Here is a 17246-nt window from a genome sequence, read left to right as displayed (position 1 = left end):
TGAGGAGTGGCCACCCACTGCGTTCAACAGCGAACGCCGGCGGGTGGCCATTCCGCGTTTAAGGCGCCGGTCCGAGCCCGGCAGTACGGTTGAGTCCACGACGGCTCCCCACACGACAGGAAGATTCGTGAGCGATTCGACGCAGCACGGCCCGGGCGACGAGCGTCCCCGGAACGACCGACGACCACGGGACACCGACCAGGGCCGGAGCGAGCGGAAGCAGCCCTACCGTCAGCGCCCCGATCGCGACGGCGAGCGACGCGATTCGGATCGGCGTCCGCAGCGCGACGGTGAGCGCAAGCCGTACGGCTCGCGTCCGCAGCGTGACGGCGACCGGAAGCCGTATGGTTCGCGTCCGGACCGTGATGGTGAGCGCAAGCCGTACGGGTCGCGTCCGCAGCGCGACGGTGAGCGGAAGCCGTACGGGTCGCGTCCGGACCGTGATGGTGAGCGCAAGCCGTACGGTTCGCGTCCGCAGCGCGACGGTGAGCGGAAGCCGTACGGGTCGCGTCCGGACCGTGATGGTGAGCGCAAGCCGTACGGGTCGCGTCCGCAGCGCGACGGCGAGCGGAAGCCGTACGGGTCGCGTCCGGACCGTGATGGTGAGCGCAAGCCGTACGGGTCGCGTCCGCAGCGCGACGGTGACCGCAGGCCGTCTGACCGGTCGGCTGACCGTCGCCCGCGGGAGGATGCCGGTGCCCGTCCCGAGCGGTATGGTGCCGCCGAGCTGCAGGTGCGTCCGCGGCACGACGACCCGGAGGTGCCCGAGCGCATCCAGCCGAAGGACCTCGACCGGAGCGCCCGCGCGGAGCTCAAGACGCTGACGAAGGAGAACGCCGACTGGGTCGCGCGTCACCTGGTCGCGGCGGCGGAGGCCCTCGAGGACGACCCGGCGCTCGCGCACCGGCACGCCCTCTCGGCGTCTCGCCGGGCCGGGCGCATCGCGATCGTCCGTGAGACGCTCGCGATCACCGCTTACGCGACCGGCGACTTCGCGCTCGCACTGCGAGAGCTCCGGACGTATCGCCGCATCTCCGGCAGCGACGAGCAGCTGCCGCTCATGGTCGACAGCGAGCGCGGCGTCGGCCGGCCGGATCGCGCGCTCGAGCTCGGCCGCTCCGTCGACCGTTCGACGCTGCCGGCATCCGTGCAGGTGGCCCTGGCGATCGCCATGTCGGGAGCCCGACTCGACCTCGGGCAGCCGGAGCTGGCCCTCGCCGAGCTCGAGATCCCGCAGCTGGACCCCGACCGAGCCTTCTCGTACAGTCCGGCGCTGTTCTCGGCGTACGCCGAGGTGCTGGAGGAACTCGGCCGTGCCGACGACGCGGCTGCCTGGCGGGATCGCGCCCGCCGCGCCGAGGCGGCCCTGGCCGGCGAAGGGCTCGATCTCATCGAGGTGTTCGACCTCGAGGGCACCGAGCCGAGCGGTGTCGACGTTCCGGCGCCGCCGTCCGTGGAGTCCGACGAGCCGGCCGCGGGTGCTGAGGTGGAGTCCGAGGCCGGAGACCCCGCCGACGCGATCGAGCCCGAAGTGGCGGCGGTCCTCGCCGAGACGGCCGACCTCGAGGCGGATGACGCATCGGACGACCCCGACGAGGGGGAGCCCGAGCGCCCATGAGTCCCGTGTTCGCGCGGCGCCGCGAGGGCGCCTCGCCGCTCGAGGGCGCCGACGCGATCTTCGCCGATCTCGACGGCGTCGTCTACGCCGGCCCGCACGCCATTCCCCACGCGGTCGACAGTCTCAACCGCGTCGCGGAGTCCCGTCCGGTGGCGTACCTCACCAACAACGCCTCGCGGACCGACGCGCAGGTGGCGGCGCACCTGACGTCGCTCGGGCTCCACGCGACCCCCGACGCGGTCGTGACCTCGCCGCAGGCGGCGATGCGGCTGCTCGCGGCATCCGTCGCCCCCGGCGGCCTCGTGCTCGTGGTCGGCGGGGACGGCATCGTCGCGGAGCTCGAGCGCGGCGGCTACCGCGTCACGCGGTCCGCCGACGACGGCCCCGACGCGGTCATGCAGGGATTCCACCCCGACGTCGGCTGGCGCCAGCTCGCCGAGGCGACGTTCGCGCTGAACGCGCACGGCGGCCCGGGGGAGCCCGGCGGCATCCCGTGGATCGCGACGAACATGGACTGGACGATCCCCGTCGAGCGCGGCGTCGCTCCCGGCAACGGCACGCTCGTCTCGGCCGTGCACACCGCGGCAGGCCGCTTCCCCGAGGTCGCCGGCAAGCCCGAGACGCCGATCTTCGACGTCGCGCGCGATCGCTTCGGAGCGTCCAACCCGCTCATGGTGGGCGACCGGCTGGACACCGATATCCGCGGGGCGAACCGCGCCGGGATCGCGTCGGCGGTCGTGCTCACGGGCATCGACCGGGCCAAGCAGGTGCTCGCCGCGGATGCCGCGAGCCGGCCGGACTTCATCCTCGGCGACCTCCGCGGCCTGCACGAGCCGTACCCCGAGGTCCAGCGGCGACGCGGCGCCGTCAGCGTGGGCCGGGCGTCGGTGCGCGTCACCGGACGCACGGTGGAGATCGAGCGCGACGGCGACGACCCGCTCGACCTGCTGCGTGCCGCGTGCCACGCCATCTGGGAGTGCGGCACGGCCATCCATGCACTCCAGGTGCCCGAGCGGCTCTACCGCTGACCTCTCGCGGGCCCGCTGATCGTTCCGTGTCGGCGACCGCCGCGTGGGCGGCGCCGGGTACCGTGGAAGGGTGAGCACCGCAGACCTGGAGCGCGACGCGTCCGAGCACGACCCCGACGCCGCCGAGGCGACGGCCGATGCGCTCGAGGGGATCGAGGCCGCGCCGCTCGAGGAGCGCGCGGCCGGCTACGACGCACTGGCCGAGCGGCTCCGCGCCGAACTCGAGCGGTCCGACCCGGCTCGCGCCGCGGGATGACGGGCGGCGGTGAGCGGCTCGACGCCGCGCTCGCGGCGCGCGGGCTCGCGCGGTCGCGCACGCACGCCGCCGCGCTCATCGCCGACGGCGTGGTGAGCGTCGACGGGCGACCGGTCACGAAAGCGGCCCACCGGGTGGGCGATGATGCGGTGCTCGAGGTCGCGGCATCCGACCACTACGTCAGCCGCGCCGCGCACAAGCTCATCGCCGCGCTCGACGCGTTCGGCGTCGACCCCGCCGGTCGCGTGGTGCTCGACGCCGGCGCATCGACGGGCGGGTTCAGCCAGGTGCTGCTGGAGCGCGGGGCGAGGACCGTGCTCGCCGTCGACGTCGGCCACGGGCAGCTCTCGCCGCAACTGGCCGGCACGCCCGGACTCGTCGCCGTCGAGGGATGCAACGTGCGCCACCTCGACCCTGTGACGCTGGCGCGGCTCACCGGCGTCGACGAGCGACCGACCCTCGTCGTCGCCGATCTCTCGTTCATCTCCCTCGCGACCGTGCTCCCGGCGCTCCGCGACACCGCGGACCCGACGGCGGAGTTCGTGCTGCTCGTCAAGCCGCAGTTCGAAGTCGGTCGCAGCAACACGCGAGAGGGCGTCGTCCGCGACCCGGCCGCGCGTGAGGACGCCGTCACGGGCGTGCTCTGGGCCGCCCACGACCTCGGCCTGAGGACCGCCGGCGTGCAGTCCTCCCCAATCGCGGGAACGCACGGGAATCGCGAGGTGCTCGTGCTCCTCAGCCCGACCCGAGGTGGCGATCCGTCAGAATGGTCGGGTCGGGTCAGAGAAGCGACGGGAGGCGTCACGGCGTGAGCGATGCACGGCATTTCCTCGTGGTGTCGCACACGGGCCGGCAGGCCGCCCTCGAGGCGACGGCCGACGTGTGCGGGCAGCTGGTCGCCGCCGGCGCCGTCCCGGTCATCGCCGCCGAGCAGTGGCACGACGTGCTCCGCCAGCTCCCCGAGCTCGAGGGGATGGTGCGCCGTCTCGAGGAGGTGTCGCCCAGGCACCTCGAGCTCGTCATCGTCCTCGGCGGCGACGGCACCATCCTGCGGGCCGCCGAACTCACGCGCGAGCACCCGGTGCCCCTCCTCGGTGTCAATCTCGGGCACGTCGGGTTCCTCGCCGAGAGCGAGCGCGACGACCTCGGCTACACCGTCGGCCGAGCGGTCGCCCGCGACTACACGGTCGAGGAGCGCATGACGCTCTCGGTTCGGGCGAAGGTCGGCGACGACGTCGTCTACGAGGGCTGGGCCCTCAACGAGGCGACCGTCGAGAAGGCCGAGCGCGAGCGGATGCTCGAGGTGGTCATCGAGGTCGACCGGCGCCCGCTGTCGTCGTTCGGCTGCGACGGCGTGGTCATGTCCACGCCCACCGGCTCGACCGCCTACTCCTTCTCGGCCGGCGGACCGGTCGTGTGGCCGGCCGTCGAGGCGCTGCTGCTCGTACCGCTCAGCGCTCATGCGCTCTTCGCCCGACCGCTCGTGGTCGGGCCGGATTCGTCGCTCGCGGTCGAGGTGCTCCAGCGCACCGAGGCATCCGCCGTGATCTGGTGCGACGGGCGACGCATGTTCGAGCTGCCGCCGGGTGCTCGGGTCATCGTGCGCCGTTCGCCCGTGCCCGTCCGGTTGGCACGCCTGCACCAGGCTCCGTTCACCGACCGGCTCGTCAACAAGTTCCAGCTCCCCGTCACGGGGTGGAGGGGGCCGGTTGCCGGTGATTGAGGAACTCGCCATCCGCGACCTCGGCGTGATCGCCGAGGCGACGCTGCCGCTCGGACCCGGCTTCACCGCCGTCACGGGCGAGACCGGAGCGGGCAAGACGATGGTCGTGACGGCACTCGGGCTGCTCCTCGGCGCCCGCGCCGACGCCGCCACCGTCCGGGCCGGCGCGAAGCAGGCGTGGGTCGAGGGACGCTGGCTCCTCGAGGACCCCGAGACCGTCGCCGAGCGCGTCGCCGACGCCGGCGGCGACCTCGACGGGGGAGAACTGCTCCTCGGCCGCTCCGTCTCCGCCGAGGGCCGCAGCCGCGCCATCGTGGGCGGACGCAGCGCACCCGTCGGGGTGCTCGGCGAGCTCGCCGACCACCTCGTGGTCGTGCACGGGCAGGCCGACCAGCAGCGGCTGCGCTCGACCGCCGCCCAGCGCGACGCGCTTGACCGCTTCGCCGGCGCCGATCTCGCGGCCGCACTCGAGGCGTATCGCACCGCCTACCGGACCTGGCGATCCGACGCGGACGAGCTCACGCGCCTCCGCGAGGAGCACGACACGCGTGCCCGCGAAGCCGAGGAGCTCCGCATCGCCCTCGAGGAGATCGAGACGGCCGATCCCCAGCCCGGCGAGGACGCGACGCTGGCCGAGCGAGCGGACCGGCTGACGAACCTCGAGGACCTGCGACTCGCCGCCGCGCAGGCGCACGAGCTCATCTCCGCCGAAGCGCCGGCCGACGACACGCCGGACGCCGTGACCCTCGTCGAAGCGGCCCGCCGCCACGTCGACCGCGTCGTCTCCCACGATCCCGCGCTCGCGCCGATCGCGGAGGCGGTCGCCGGGGCCGGCTTCGCACTCGCGGATGCCGCGGCCGAGCTGTCCGGCTACCTCGCGGGCCTCGACGCCGACGGTGCGGCCGAGCTCGAGACCGTCCAGGAGCGTCGGGCCGTGCTCGCGAGCCTCATGCGCCGGCACGGGTCGCTCGACGAGGTGCTCGCCTTCCGCCATGACGGCGGACTGCGTCTCGTCGAACTCGACGGCGACGACGACCGCATCGCCGAGCTCGAGCAGGCCGTCGAGCGACGTGCCGCCGAGGTCGGCGAGCTCGCTGACCGGGTCAGCGCGCTCCGGGAGTCGGCGGCCGAGCGGCTCGCGGGCGCCGTGACCGCCGAGCTCGCCGCGCTCGCGATGCCCGACGCCGAACTCACCGTGTCCGTCGACCGCACGGACGAGCCGGGCCCCAACGGCCGCGACCAGGTGTCGATCCTGCTCCGCCCGCACCCCGGCGCCGAGCCGCGTCCGGTCGCGAAGGGCGCGTCCGGCGGCGAACTCTCTCGCGTCATGCTCGCGATCGAGGTCGTCATCGCCGGCGCCGACCCGGTACCCACCTTCGTCTTCGACGAGGTCGATGCGGGCGTCGGCGGTGCTGCAGCCATCGAGATCGGCCGCCGGCTCGCGCGGCTCGCCGAGCGGGCGCAGGTCATCGTGGTCACCCACCTCGCGCAGGTCGCGGCGTTCGCCACCAACCACCTGAGCGTCGTGAAGGGCACCGACGGCCGCGTCACCGCCTCGAGCGTGCGCCAGCTGCACGGCGCGGACCGCGAGGCGGAGATGGCGCGCCTGCTCTCCGGCCTCGCCGACTCCGAGAGCGGACTCGCCCACGCGCGCGAACTCCTCGAGATCGCCGACGCGGCGGCCTGACCTTCGATCGGTCCACGGCGGGCTCAGGTCGGAGCCGGCCCGCCAGCGGCATCCGTCATTCGCGCCGGACCCGGCGACACGCCCGGACCGCCCGACCGAGCCGAGCGGACTCCGCATGTCGGGGCATTCCCAGCCGGGAGTCGCATAGACTGGGAGCCCGTGGTGGATGATCGCGGCGCAGACATTTCGAACACTGACCTCACGAACGACGTGACCAAGCACATCTTCGTGACCGGCGGTGTCGTTTCCTCATTGGGCAAGGGACTCACGGCGGCCAGCCTTGGCAACCTCCTCACGGCCCGGGGCCTGCGGGTGGTGATGCAGAAGCTCGACCCCTACCTCAACGTCGATCCGGGCACCATGAACCCGTTCCAGCACGGCGAGGTGTTCGTCACCGACGACGGCGCCGAGACCGACCTCGACATCGGGCACTACGAGCGCTTCCTCGACATCAACCTGTCGCAGGCCGCGAACGTGACGACCGGGCAGATCTACTCCACCGTCATCGCCAAGGAGCGCCGCGGCGAGTACCTCGGCGACACCGTGCAGGTCATCCCGCACATCACCGACGAGATCAAGCGCCGCATGCGCCTCCAGGCGACGGAGACGCCCAAGCCGGACGTGATCATCACCGAGATCGGCGGCACCGTCGGCGACATCGAGTCGCAGCCCTTCATCGAGTCCGCGCGCCAGGTGCGCCACGAACTCGGACGCAAGAACGTGTTCTTCGTGCACGTCTCGCTGGTGCCGTTCATGGGTGCGTCGGGCGAGCAGAAGACCAAGCCCACGCAGCACTCGGTGGCCGCGCTGCGCTCGATCGGCATCCAGCCCGACGCGCTCGTGCTGCGCAGCGACCGCCCGGTGACCGAGGGGAACAAGCGCAAGATCGCGCTCATGTGCGACGTCGACGAGGCCGCGGTCGTGAACGCGGTTGACGTGCCGTCCATCTACGACATCCCGACGATGCTGCACGACCAGGGGCTCGACGCCTACCTCATCGAGGCGCTCGGCCTGGGCGACCAGGCGGGCGACGTCGACTGGTCCGGATGGCGCGACCTGCTCGAGGTCGTGCACGACCCGAAGCACGAGGTCACCATCGGACTCGTCGGCAAGTACATCGACCTCCCCGACGCGTACCTGTCGGTGACCGAGGCGCTCCGCGCGGGCGGCTTCGCGAACGAGACCAAGGTGCGGATCGAGTGGATCCCGTCCGACGAATGCCGCACGCCCGAGGGCGCCAAGGAGCGCCTCGCGCACCTCGACGGCATCCTCGTGCCCGGCGGGTTCGGCGTCCGCGGCATCGAGGGCAAGCTCGGTGCGCTCCACTTCGCGCGCGAGAACGGCATCCCGACACTCGGGCTCTGCCTTGGCCTGCAGTGCATGGTCATCGAGTACTCCCGCAACGTGGCCGGCCTCCCCGGCGCGTCGTCGAGCGAGTTCGACCCCGACACCGAGTTCCCCGTCATCGCCACGATGGAGGAGCAGGTCGAGATCATCGCGGGCGGCGACCTGGGCGGCACCATGCGCCTCGGCCTCTACCCCGCGAAGCTCGACGAGGGCTCGATCGTCGCCGAGCTGTACGGCTCGACCGACGTGTCCGAGCGCCACCGCCACCGCTACGAGGTGAACAACGCCTACCGCGACCGGATCGCCGAAGCGGGCCTCGTCTTCTCCGGCATGTCGCCCGACCGGCACCTCGTCGAGTTCGTCGAGCTGCCCCGCGAGACGCACCCGTTCTACGTCGCGACGCAGGCGCACCCCGAGCTCCGGAGCCGCCCGAACGACGCGCACCCGCTCTTCCGCGGGCTCGTCGCCGCGGCCCTCGAGCGCCAGCAGGCCAGCCTCCTGTTCGACGTCGAGAATGCCTGAGTCGCAGCCGACCGACGAGTTCGTCGACCTGCCGCTCCTCGACCGGGAGACCGTGTTCGAGGGGCGGATCTGGGACGTGCGCCGCGACGCCTTCGCCTACGGCGACGACGCGACGCGCATCGAACGCGAGTACGTCGACCACCCCGGTGCGGTCGCCGTGCTCGTGCTCGACGACGAGGAGCGCGTCCTGCTCATCAAGCAGTACCGCCACCCGGTCCGCGCGCGCGACTGGGAGATCCCCGCGGGCCTGCTCGACGTGCAGCACGAGCCCGCGCTCGAGGCCGCGAAGCGCGAACTCGCGGAGGAGGCCGACCTCGTGGCATCCGACTGGGCGGTGCTGGCGGACTACTTCACGACCCCCGGCGGCAGCAGCGAGGCGATCCGCATCTTCCTCGCCCGAGAGGTGCGCGCCACCGACGCCCCGTTCGACCGCGAGCACGAGGAGGCGGACATGGAGCTGCGCTGGGTGCCGCTCGACGACTGCGTCGACGCCGTGCTCGCGCGGCGGCTCGGCAACCCGTCGCTCACCATCGGCGTGCTCGCCGCGGCCGCGGCCCGCGACCGCGGGTGGCGGAGCCTCGCCCCTGCCGACGCGCCGTGGCCGGCCCACCCCGCCAACCGACCGGAGGCCTAGTGGACTCGCGCGCGGTCGACGACTACCTGCGGCACCTCACCGTGGAACGCGGCCTGGCGCGCAACACGCTCGCCTCCTACCGGCGCGACCTCGCGATCTACGAGGCGTGGCTCGACTCGGCCGGCATCGAGGGCCCCGAGCGAGCCACCGAAGCCGACCTGTCGGCGTTCCTCCGCCACCTGAGCGCTGAACGCGAGCCGCGCCTGGCCGTGTCGTCGATCGCGCGGGTGCTCTCCGCGGTGCGGGGCCTGCACCGGTTCCTCGCCGAGGAGGGGCGCACGCCGACGGACCCGTCCCGGGAACTGCGGCCGCCGAAGCAGCCCACGCGGCTGCCCAAGGCGATCCCCGTCGAGCAGGTGGCCGCCATCATCGAGGCCGCGCGCGTCGGCGACGACGTGATCGCCCTGCGCGACGTCGCCCTGCTCGAACTGCTCTACGCGACCGGCGCACGCGTGTCGGAGGCCACCGCGCTGAACGTCGACGACCTCGTCGACGACGAGGTCGTGCGGCTCTTCGGCAAGGGCGGCACGCAGCGCATCGTGCCCGTGGGCAGCTACGCCCGCCGTGCGATCGACGCCTACCTGGTCCGCTCCCGTCCCGTGCTCTCCGCGCGCGACCCCGCCACGCCCGCGCTCTTCCTCGGCACGCGCGGTCGCCGCCTGTCGCGGCAGGCCGTATGGCAGGTGCTGCAGGATGCCGCGGAACGGGCCGGCGTCGCGGCATCCGTCTCACCCCACACGCTGCGGCACTCGTTCGCGACCCACCTCCTCGCGGGCGGCGCCGACGTGCGCGTGGTGCAGGAGCTGCTGGGACACGCCTCCGTGGCGACCACGCAGATCTACACGCTCGTCACGGCCGATACACTCCGGGAGATGTACACGACCGCGCACCCCCGCGCTCGTTAGAATCGACCAAGCATCGCAGCCGACAACGGGAGAGAGAACCGCACCGTGACCAAGGAGACCTACGACCCGGCGGACGGCACCGCCACGCTGGAGTCGGATCTCGGTCCCACCGGTCGGCCCCTCCGCCAGTTCGCCGAACCGCCGCACCTGGCCTCGCACGGCCCCGCGCGCATCATCGCGCTCTGCAACCAGAAGGGCGGCGTCGGCAAGACCACGACGACCATCAACCTCGGGGCCGCGCTCGCCGACTACGGCCGTCGCGTGCTCGCGATCGACTTCGACCCGCAGGGCGCGCTCTCGGCGGGCCTCGGCGTGCAGACGCACGACGTGCCGACGATCTACGACCTGCTGCTCTCGCGCAACGTCCAGCCGCGCGACGCGATCCAGGCGACCCGCGTCGACGGGCTCGACGTGATCCCGGCGAACATCGACCTGTCGGCCGCCGAGGTGCACCTCGTGACCGAGGTGGCCCGCGAGCAGATCCTCGCGAGCGTGCTCCGCAAGGTGTCGGGCGACTACGACGTCATCCTCATCGACTGCCAGCCGTCGCTCGGCCTGCTCACGGTGAACGCGCTCACCGCGAGCCACGGCGTGATCATCCCGCTCGAGTGCGAGTACTTCGCGCTGCGCGGCGTCGCGCTGCTCATCGAGACCATCGACAAGGTGCGCGACCGCCTCAACCCGGCGATCACGCTCGACGGCATCCTCGCGACCATGTACGACGCCCGCACGCTGCACTCGCGCGAGGTGCTCGAGCGCGTGGTCGAGGCGTTCGGCGACCAGGTGCTCGAGACCGTCATCACGCGCACGGTGAAGTTCCCCGACGCGACCGTCGCGGCGACGCCGATCACCGAGTTCGCGCCCGAGCACCCGGCCTCGCGCGCGTACCGGCAGCTCGCCCGGGAGCTGGTCGACCGTGGCGCGGTCGCCTGAGCCGAGCGCGGCGGCGATCGACGGCGCGGCGGGCGCCGCGATGACGGATGCCGCGGCGCCCGCGCCCGTCGACGGCGCCGCCGAGTCCGCGCCCGATGCCGGATTCCGCGTGGCCCTGTCGAACTTCGAGGGCCCGTTCGACCTGCTGCTCTCGCTCATCGCCAAGCACGAGCTCGATATCACCGAGGTCTCGCTCTCGGCCGTGACCGACGAGTTCATCGCCTACCTGCGCGGCATCGAGACGAACGAGGACCTCGACCGCGCGAGCGAGTTCCTCGTCGTCGCGGCGACGCTGCTCGACCTGAAGGTCGCCGGGCTCCTGCCGCAGGGCGAGCTCGTCGATGCCGAGGACGTGGCCCTGCTCGAAGCGCGCGACCTGCTCTTCGCCCGCCTGCTGCAGTACCGCGCGTTCAAGGAGGCCGCGCGCTGGTTCGGCGGGCGGATCGAGGCGGAGTCGTTGCGGCACGCCCGCACGGTGCGGCTCGAGGAGCGGTTCCGCCAGCGCGAGCCCGAACTGCGCTGGACCCTCGGCGCCGACGACTTCGCTGCGCTCGCGATGCTCGCGCTGACGCCGCGCGAGATCCCCGTCGTGGGGCTCGACCACCTGCACGCGCCGCTCGTGTCCATCCGCGAGCAGGCCGCCCACGTCGTCGCCGTGCTGCGGCGCGGCGACCCCGTCACGTTCCGGCAGCTGATCGCCGGCGTCGACCGCCCCGGCATCGTCGTCGCGCGGTTCCTCGCCGTGCTCGAGCTCTACCGCAACGCCGCCATCGGGTTCGAGCAGCTCGAACCGCTCGGCGAACTGACGCTGCGGTGGGCGGCCGGGGACGGCTGGTCCGACGACCGACTCGAGAGCCTGGGAGCCGACTATGACGACTGAGACCTCCGACGCGAGGGAGAGCGCCGCGGTCGGCGAGGGACCGGAGGTGTCGGTGTCGACCCCGCTCGACGTGCCCGGCCAGCCCCGGCTCGACCTCGACCGCGCCCTCGAGGCCATCCTGTTCATCGCCGACGAACCGCAGTCGCTCGTGCACCTCGCCGCGGCGGTCCAGCGTCCGCTCGCCGAGGTCCGTGCGGCGATCGCGCGGCTGCGCGCCGACTACGACGGGGGAGCCCCCTCGGGCGAGCCTCGCACCGACGCGGGGGAGTCGGCCCCGGCCGGCGGCATCCGTCGTGCCTTCGAACTGCGCGAGGTCGGCGGCGGGTGGCGCTTCTACGCGCGCGCCGAGTACGACCGCCTCATCACCGACGTCGTCACCGCCCAGACCTCGACCCGGTTGTCGCAGGCCGCGCTCGAGACGCTCGCGGTGATCGCCTACAAGCAGCCGATCTCCCGGTCGTCCATCGCGTCCATCCGCGCGGTCAACGTCGACTCCGTGGTGCGCACGCTGCTCGGCCGCGGCCTCATCACCGAGGTCGACACGGACGAGGAGACCGGCGCCATCCTGTACGGCACGACCGACGTACTGCTGACGAACCTCGGCGTCTCGTCGCTCGACGAGCTGCCGCCGATCTCGCCGCTGCTCGACGGCGGCCAGGAGGGATTCGAACGTGACCACGCCTGACCAGCCCGGCGGCGCCCCCGAGGGGGTGCGGCTCCAGAAGGCGCTCGCTGCGGCGGGCGTCGCGAGCCGGCGCGTGGCCGAGCAGCTGATCGTCGAGGGTCGCGTGGAGGTCAACGGCCGCGTCGTGACCGAACTCGGGTCGCGGATCGACCCGGTCGCCGACAAGGTCGCGGTCGACGGCACGGCGGTGCAGCTCGACCAGGAGAAGCGCTACTTCATGCTGAACAAGCCGCGCGGCGTCGTCTCGTCGATGCGCGACGAGCAGGGCCGGCCCGACCTCCGCAGGTTCACCGACGCGCTCGACGTGCGCGTGTTCAACGTCGGCCGGCTCGACGGCGACACCAGCGGGCTGCTGCTCCTCACCAACGACGGCGAGCTCGCCCACGTGCTCGCGCACCCGTCGTTCGGCGTCGAGAAGACCTACATCGCCAAGGTGAAGGGCCGGATGACGCCGCAGACGTTGCAGCAGCTGAAGCGCGGCATCGACCTCGAGGACGGCCCCATCCGCGCCGACCGGGCGAAGATCCTCCAGACGCAGGCCGGAGCCGCCCACACCATGGTCGAGGTGACCCTCCACTCCGGACGCAACCGCATCGTGCGCCGTATGCTCGACGCCGTCGGACACCCCGTCGTCGAGCTCGTGCGCCGCCAGTTCGGGCCGCTGCACCTCGGCACCCTCAAGTCGGGCGCCCTGCGCGAGTTGACTAGAGTCGAACTCGGCGCGCTGCTCACGATCGCGCGGGCCGCGGACGAGCAGCGGAAGGGGAACGGCTGAGGTGGTCGAGTCACGACTGGTCGGGCCGGTCCGCATCGTCGGCACCGGCCTGCTCGGCACGAGCATCGCACTGGGACTCCGGGGCCGCGGCATCGACGTGATCCTCGCCGACGTGTCGCCGACGCACGTGGCGCTCGCCGTCGACCTCGGCGCGGGGCGTCCGGCCCTGCCCGGCGATGCCCCGCAGCTCGTCGTCGTGGCCGTCCCGCCCGACGTCACGGCCCGCGTCGTGGCCGACGAGCTCGCCGCGTTCCCCGACGCGATCGTGACGGATGTCGCGAGCGTCAAGGCCGGCATCCTCGCCGAGCTCGAGTCGACCGGCGCCGACGTCGCCCGCTACATCGGCTCGCACCCCCTCGCCGGTCGCGAGCGCGGTGGGCCCCTCGCCGCCCGCGCCGACCTCTTCGCCGGACGACCCTGGGTCGTCGCCGCGCACGACGAGATCAGCTACCAGCGCGCGAGCGCCATCGACGACCTCATCCTCGACCTCGGTGCGACGCTCGTCGAGATGACCCCGGAGGAGCACGACCGCGGCGTCGCGCTCATCTCCCACGTGCCGCAGGTCGTCGCGACGATCATGGCGCGGCGGTTCATCGACGCGCCGAACGCCGCGCTCGGGCTCGCCGGACAGGGCGTGCGCGACGTGACCCGCATCGCGGCGAGCGACCCCGACCTGTGGGTGCAGATCCTCGGCGCCAACGCCGGGTCCGTCCGCGACATCCTGCTGGCCTACCGCGACGACCTCGACCGGTTCATCGAGGCGCTCGCCGACCCGGCCGCACCCGGCGCCCGCCGCCGCGTCGCCGAGGAGCTCACGGGCGGCAACACGGGTGTCGAGCGCCTGCCCGGCAAGCACGGCACCGACAAGCGCTTCACGACCGTCATCGTCATGGTCGACGACCGGCCGGGCCAGCTCGCCCGGCTGCTCGCCGAGGTCGGCGAGATCGGCGTGAACCTCGAAGACCTCCGCCTCGAGCACTCGCCCGGCCGCCAGGTCGGCCTCGCGGAGATCGCGGTCGTGCCCGAAGCAGCCGACCGACTCACCACCGAGCTGGCCGCACGCGGCTGGCGGATCGCAGGATAGAACGTGCCCCACCCACCCCAGTCCACCCATCCCGTCGAATACCCCGTCGTCGTCGCCATCGACGGCCCCGCCGGCAGCGGCAAGTCCAGCGTCTCGAAGGAGGTCGCGCGCCGGCTCGGCTGGGGGTTCCTCGACACCGGTGCGGCCTACCGGGCGCTCGCCTGGCACGCGAGCGCGTCGGGCGTCGACACGGATGACGCGGCATCCGTCGTCTCGTGCCTCGACTCGTTCGACTACCGCATCGGCACCGACCCGCACGGGTACGCCGTGCACGTCGGCGACACGGACGTGACCGAGGCGATCCGCGAGCCGGGCATCTCGGCGATCGTGAGCGCGGTCGCGCGCGTGCCCGAGGTGCGAACGCACCTCATCGAGGTGTTCCGGGCGATCATGGCCGCCGAGGAGCGGCCGGGCATCGTCGTCGAGGGACGCGACATCACCACCGTCGTCGCCCCCGACGCCCCGGTCCGGATCCTGCTCACCGCTTCCGAGGCGGTGCGCATGGCGCGCCGTTCGGCCGAGCTCGTCGGCCACTCGGCCGCCGCGACCGGCGCCCAGTTGCGCGCCCGGGATGCCGCTGACTCGAAGGTCGTCGACTTCATGAACGCCGCGGAGGGCGTCACCACGGTGGACTCCACCGACCTCGACTTCGACGCGACCGTGGAGGCGGTGCTCGCCGTCATCCGCGATGCTCAGGTTCGTACTGGTTGAATAGACAGGTTGTGCGCTCGCGCGCGACCCCCGAAACCTTCCAGGAGCTGACATGACCGACCGCGACGACGAGTTCGACGCCCCCGACGACGATCTCGCCGAGCGCCTCGCCGGCGTCGACGAGGAACTCGCCGAGCAGCGCGCGGCCGCGCTCCGCTCGGGCCTCGAGGAGTACGACCTCGACGAGGAGGATCTCGACCTCCTCGAGCTGTCCGACGAGGGCGAGGAGGGCATCCGGTTCCTGCCGGCGCTGCCGGTCATCGCGATCGTGGGCCGCCCGAACGTCGGCAAGTCCGCGCTCGTGAACCGCATCCTCGGCCGCCGTGAGGCGGTCGTCGAGGACACTCCCGGCGTCACCCGCGACCGCGTCTCCTACAAGGGCGAGTGGCTCGACCGCCGGTTCACGCTCGTCGACACCGGCGGATGGGAGCCGGACGCCAAGGGCATCGACGCGTCCGTGGCCGCCCAGGCCGAGGTCGCGATCGACCTCTCCGACGTGGTGCTGTTCGTCGTGGACGCCACCGTCGGCGCGACCGCGACCGACGAGCACGTGGTCCGGCTGCTCCGGAAGACCAAGAAGCCCGTGTTCCTGGTCGCCAACAAGGTCGACGACGCCCGGCAGGAGCCCGAGGCCGCCGCGCTCTGGAACCTCGGCCTCGGCGAGCCGTACCCCGTGTCGGCCCTGCACGGCCGCGGCGTCGCCGACCTGCTCGAGGAGGTCTTCACGGTCCTCCCGCAGGTCTCGGCCGTGGCGAAGGAGGAGTTCGGCGGTCCCCGCCGCGTGGCGATCCTCGGCCGGCCGAACGTCGGCAAGTCGAGCCTGCTCAACAAGGCCGCGCGCGAGGAGCGCGTGGTCGTGAACGAGCTCGCGGGCACGACGCGGGACCCGGTCGACGAGCAGATCGAGCTCGGCGGCAAGGTCTGGCGCTTCGTCGACACCGCCGGCATCCGCCGCCGGGTGCACCTGCAGCAGGGCGCCGACTTCTACGCATCGCTGCGCACGCAGGCGGCACTCGAGAAGGCCGAGGTCGCCGTGGTGCTGCTCGATGTCTCGCAGCCGATCTCCGAGCAGGACGTGCGCATCATCGACCTCGTGCTCGAGTCGGGCCGTGCGCTCGTGCTCGCCTACAACAAGTGGGACCTCCTCGACGACGACCGCCGCCGGTACCTCGAGCGCGAGATCGAGCAGGATCTGCACCACGTGGCGTGGGCGCCGCGGGTGAACATCTCGGCGAAGACGGGACGCCACCTCGAGAAGCTCGTGCCCGCCCTCGAGACGGCGCTCGAGTCGTGGGACACGCGCATCCCGACGGGCAAGTTCAACGCGTTCCTCACCGAGCTCACGCAGGAGCACCCGCACCCGGTGCGCGGCGGCAAGCAGCCCCGCATCCTGTTCGGCACGCAGGCCTCCACGCGCCCGCCGACGTTCGTGCTGTTCACGACCGGCTTCCTCGACCCGGGGTACCGCCGGTTCATCCAGCGCCGCCTGCGCGAGATCTACGGCTTCGTCGGCACGCCCATCGTCACGAACATGCGCGTGCGCGAGAAGCGCCAGCGCTAAGCGGCCTGCCGGCGAGCGGATGCCGCAGCGCCGAGGGTCCGCCCGCGTGGTCAGGCCGGCGCGGGGCGATGCGCTCCGAGCGCCGGGAGCGCCCACGCGCGCGTCCGGATCGCGCGCGGGCGGCTGAACGCCGTGCGCACGCCCGTCGAGGCCAGGACCGAGTCGGGCAGTCGATCGGCCAGGTCCGGGAAGCCGCTCGCTGCGAGGAGTTCGTCGTCGAGCTGGAGGAGTTCCGCACGCTGGAGCGGCCACGGCGCATGCGTGTTCCGCGCCCACATCGTGCGGCCGAGGTGCCGCTCGTGGTACCCCCACCGGTCGGTGAGGAAATGGGCGACCGCCGCATCGGGCGCGTGCTCCGGGAGCGGTTCGCCCAGGCGCGCACGGATTCGGGTGGCCGGCCCGCCGGGGCCGTGACGGCGGCTCCGGAAGTCGAGCTCGAAGCCCGCGGCATCCGCTCGCCTCGTGACGCCGGCGCGTGCCCAGTGGTACGGCAGGCCGAAGCCGACCCGCGCGGCGATCACGGGCAGCAGGCGCCCGGCCTCGAGCGTGCGGAACACGACCCCGTGTCGACCCGACGCGTCGCGCGCGTACAGCCGCACGTTCACCTCGACGAACGTGCCGAGGCGGTGCAGCGGGGGCAGGGGCGGGAACCGGGTGTCGGCGAGCACGAACGGGATGAGCCCGACCCAGGTGGCGCCGTCGACGATGTCGGGTCGCGTGCCCTTCGGAAGGAACCGCTGCACGCGAGACGGCTCCACCCGCCAGTGCAGGAACAGCAGGTCGCGCCAGTGCTGCTCGACGACCACGCGTCCCGGCAGCGGGGGTGCGGTGCGCGGCAGTCCGTCCACGCAGTCCATCCTGCCGCGACCGCCCGTCCGGGCGCGAGGGGGCGCGCCT

Annotated in this window: 17 protein-coding genes; 16 read left to right on the top strand and 1 reads right to left on the bottom strand. The window is 72.9% G+C overall.

The window, feature by feature from the left end:
* The first annotated feature begins 127 nt into the window (after positions 1-127).
* From M1L56_RS09130 to der, 16 genes are all read left to right on the top strand, one after another.
* Positions 128-1618, top strand: a complete 1491-nt coding sequence (locus M1L56_RS09130) for a primosomal protein (protein WP_248598966.1) — start codon at positions 128-130, stop codon at positions 1616-1618.
* Complete coding sequence (locus M1L56_RS09125) at positions 1615-2646, top strand: HAD-IIA family hydrolase (RefSeq protein WP_248598965.1); 1032 nt, start codon at positions 1615-1617, stop codon at positions 2644-2646. The genes M1L56_RS09130 and M1L56_RS09125 overlap by 4 nt, the downstream gene beginning before the upstream one ends.
* Before the next feature lie 70 nt (positions 2647-2716).
* Positions 2717-2902 (top strand): hypothetical protein, encoded by a 186-nt coding sequence (locus tag M1L56_RS09120; RefSeq protein WP_248598964.1) that lies wholly within the window; start codon positions 2717-2719, stop codon positions 2900-2902.
* A complete protein-coding gene (locus M1L56_RS09115) occupies positions 2899-3714 on the top strand; it encodes a TlyA family RNA methyltransferase (RefSeq protein ID WP_248598963.1) in 816 nt (271 codons plus the stop codon). The genes M1L56_RS09120 and M1L56_RS09115 overlap by 4 nt, the downstream gene beginning before the upstream one ends.
* Positions 3669-4625, top strand: coding sequence for an NAD kinase (locus M1L56_RS09110; RefSeq protein ID WP_282573416.1), 957 nt, complete (start codon positions 3669-3671; stop codon positions 4623-4625). The genes M1L56_RS09115 and M1L56_RS09110 overlap by 46 nt, the downstream gene beginning before the upstream one ends.
* Positions 4618-6312, top strand: coding sequence for a DNA repair protein RecN (gene recN, locus M1L56_RS09105; RefSeq protein ID WP_248598976.1), 1695 nt, complete (start codon positions 4618-4620; stop codon positions 6310-6312). The genes M1L56_RS09110 and recN overlap by 8 nt, the downstream gene beginning before the upstream one ends.
* 210 nt (positions 6313-6522) lie before the next feature.
* Positions 6523-8181 (top strand): CTP synthase, encoded by a 1659-nt coding sequence (locus tag M1L56_RS09100; protein WP_197466913.1) that lies wholly within the window; start codon positions 6523-6525, stop codon positions 8179-8181.
* A complete protein-coding gene (locus M1L56_RS09095; protein WP_248598961.1) occupies positions 8174-8815 on the top strand; it encodes an NUDIX hydrolase in 642 nt (213 codons plus the stop codon). Before M1L56_RS09100 ends, M1L56_RS09095 begins: the two co-directional genes overlap by 8 nt.
* The gene (gene xerD / locus M1L56_RS09090; protein ID WP_248598960.1) at positions 8815-9720 is read left to right on the top strand and encodes a site-specific tyrosine recombinase XerD; all 906 of its coding nucleotides are present in this window, start codon (positions 8815-8817) and stop codon (positions 9718-9720) included. Before M1L56_RS09095 ends, xerD begins: the two co-directional genes overlap by 1 nt.
* Before the next feature lie 45 nt (positions 9721-9765).
* Positions 9766-10653, top strand: a complete 888-nt coding sequence (locus M1L56_RS09085; RefSeq protein ID WP_067945234.1) for a ParA family protein — start codon at positions 9766-9768, stop codon at positions 10651-10653.
* Positions 10654-10693: 40 nt separating this feature from the next.
* Positions 10694-11533, top strand: a complete 840-nt coding sequence (locus M1L56_RS09080) for a ScpA family protein (protein ID WP_067945468.1) — start codon at positions 10694-10696, stop codon at positions 11531-11533.
* On the top strand, positions 11523-12218 hold the full coding sequence (locus M1L56_RS09075; RefSeq protein ID WP_248598959.1) for an SMC-Scp complex subunit ScpB: 696 nt from the start codon (positions 11523-11525) through the stop codon (positions 12216-12218). The genes M1L56_RS09080 and M1L56_RS09075 overlap by 11 nt, the downstream gene beginning before the upstream one ends.
* On the top strand, positions 12205-12993 hold the full coding sequence (locus M1L56_RS09070) for a pseudouridine synthase (protein ID WP_248598958.1): 789 nt from the start codon (positions 12205-12207) through the stop codon (positions 12991-12993). Before M1L56_RS09075 ends, M1L56_RS09070 begins: the two co-directional genes overlap by 14 nt.
* Position 12994: 1 nt before the next feature.
* Positions 12995-14077 (top strand): prephenate dehydrogenase, encoded by a 1083-nt coding sequence (locus M1L56_RS09065; protein ID WP_248598957.1) that lies wholly within the window; start codon positions 12995-12997, stop codon positions 14075-14077.
* A gap of 3 nt (positions 14078-14080) precedes the next feature.
* Positions 14081-14788: a (d)CMP kinase gene (gene cmk, locus M1L56_RS09060; protein ID WP_248598956.1), complete on the top strand. Its 708-nt coding sequence runs from the start codon at positions 14081-14083 to the stop codon at positions 14786-14788.
* 52 nt (positions 14789-14840) lie between these two features.
* Complete coding sequence (der, locus tag M1L56_RS09055) at positions 14841-16349, top strand: ribosome biogenesis GTPase Der (protein ID WP_067945243.1); 1509 nt, start codon at positions 14841-14843, stop codon at positions 16347-16349.
* A 50-nt stretch (positions 16350-16399) separates the two neighbouring features.
* Here the strand turns inward: der and M1L56_RS09050 are convergent, their stop codons facing one another.
* Positions 16400-17206, bottom strand: a complete 807-nt coding sequence (locus M1L56_RS09050; protein WP_248598955.1) for a YqjF family protein — start codon at positions 17204-17206, stop codon at positions 16400-16402.
* Positions 17207-17246 lie beyond the last annotated feature (40 nt).

Source organism: Agromyces sp. C10, assembly GCF_023217995.1.
Taxonomy (GTDB): domain Bacteria; phylum Actinomycetota; class Actinomycetes; order Actinomycetales; family Microbacteriaceae; genus Agromyces; species Agromyces indicus.
This window is presented reverse-complemented; position numbering and strand designations above follow the sequence as displayed.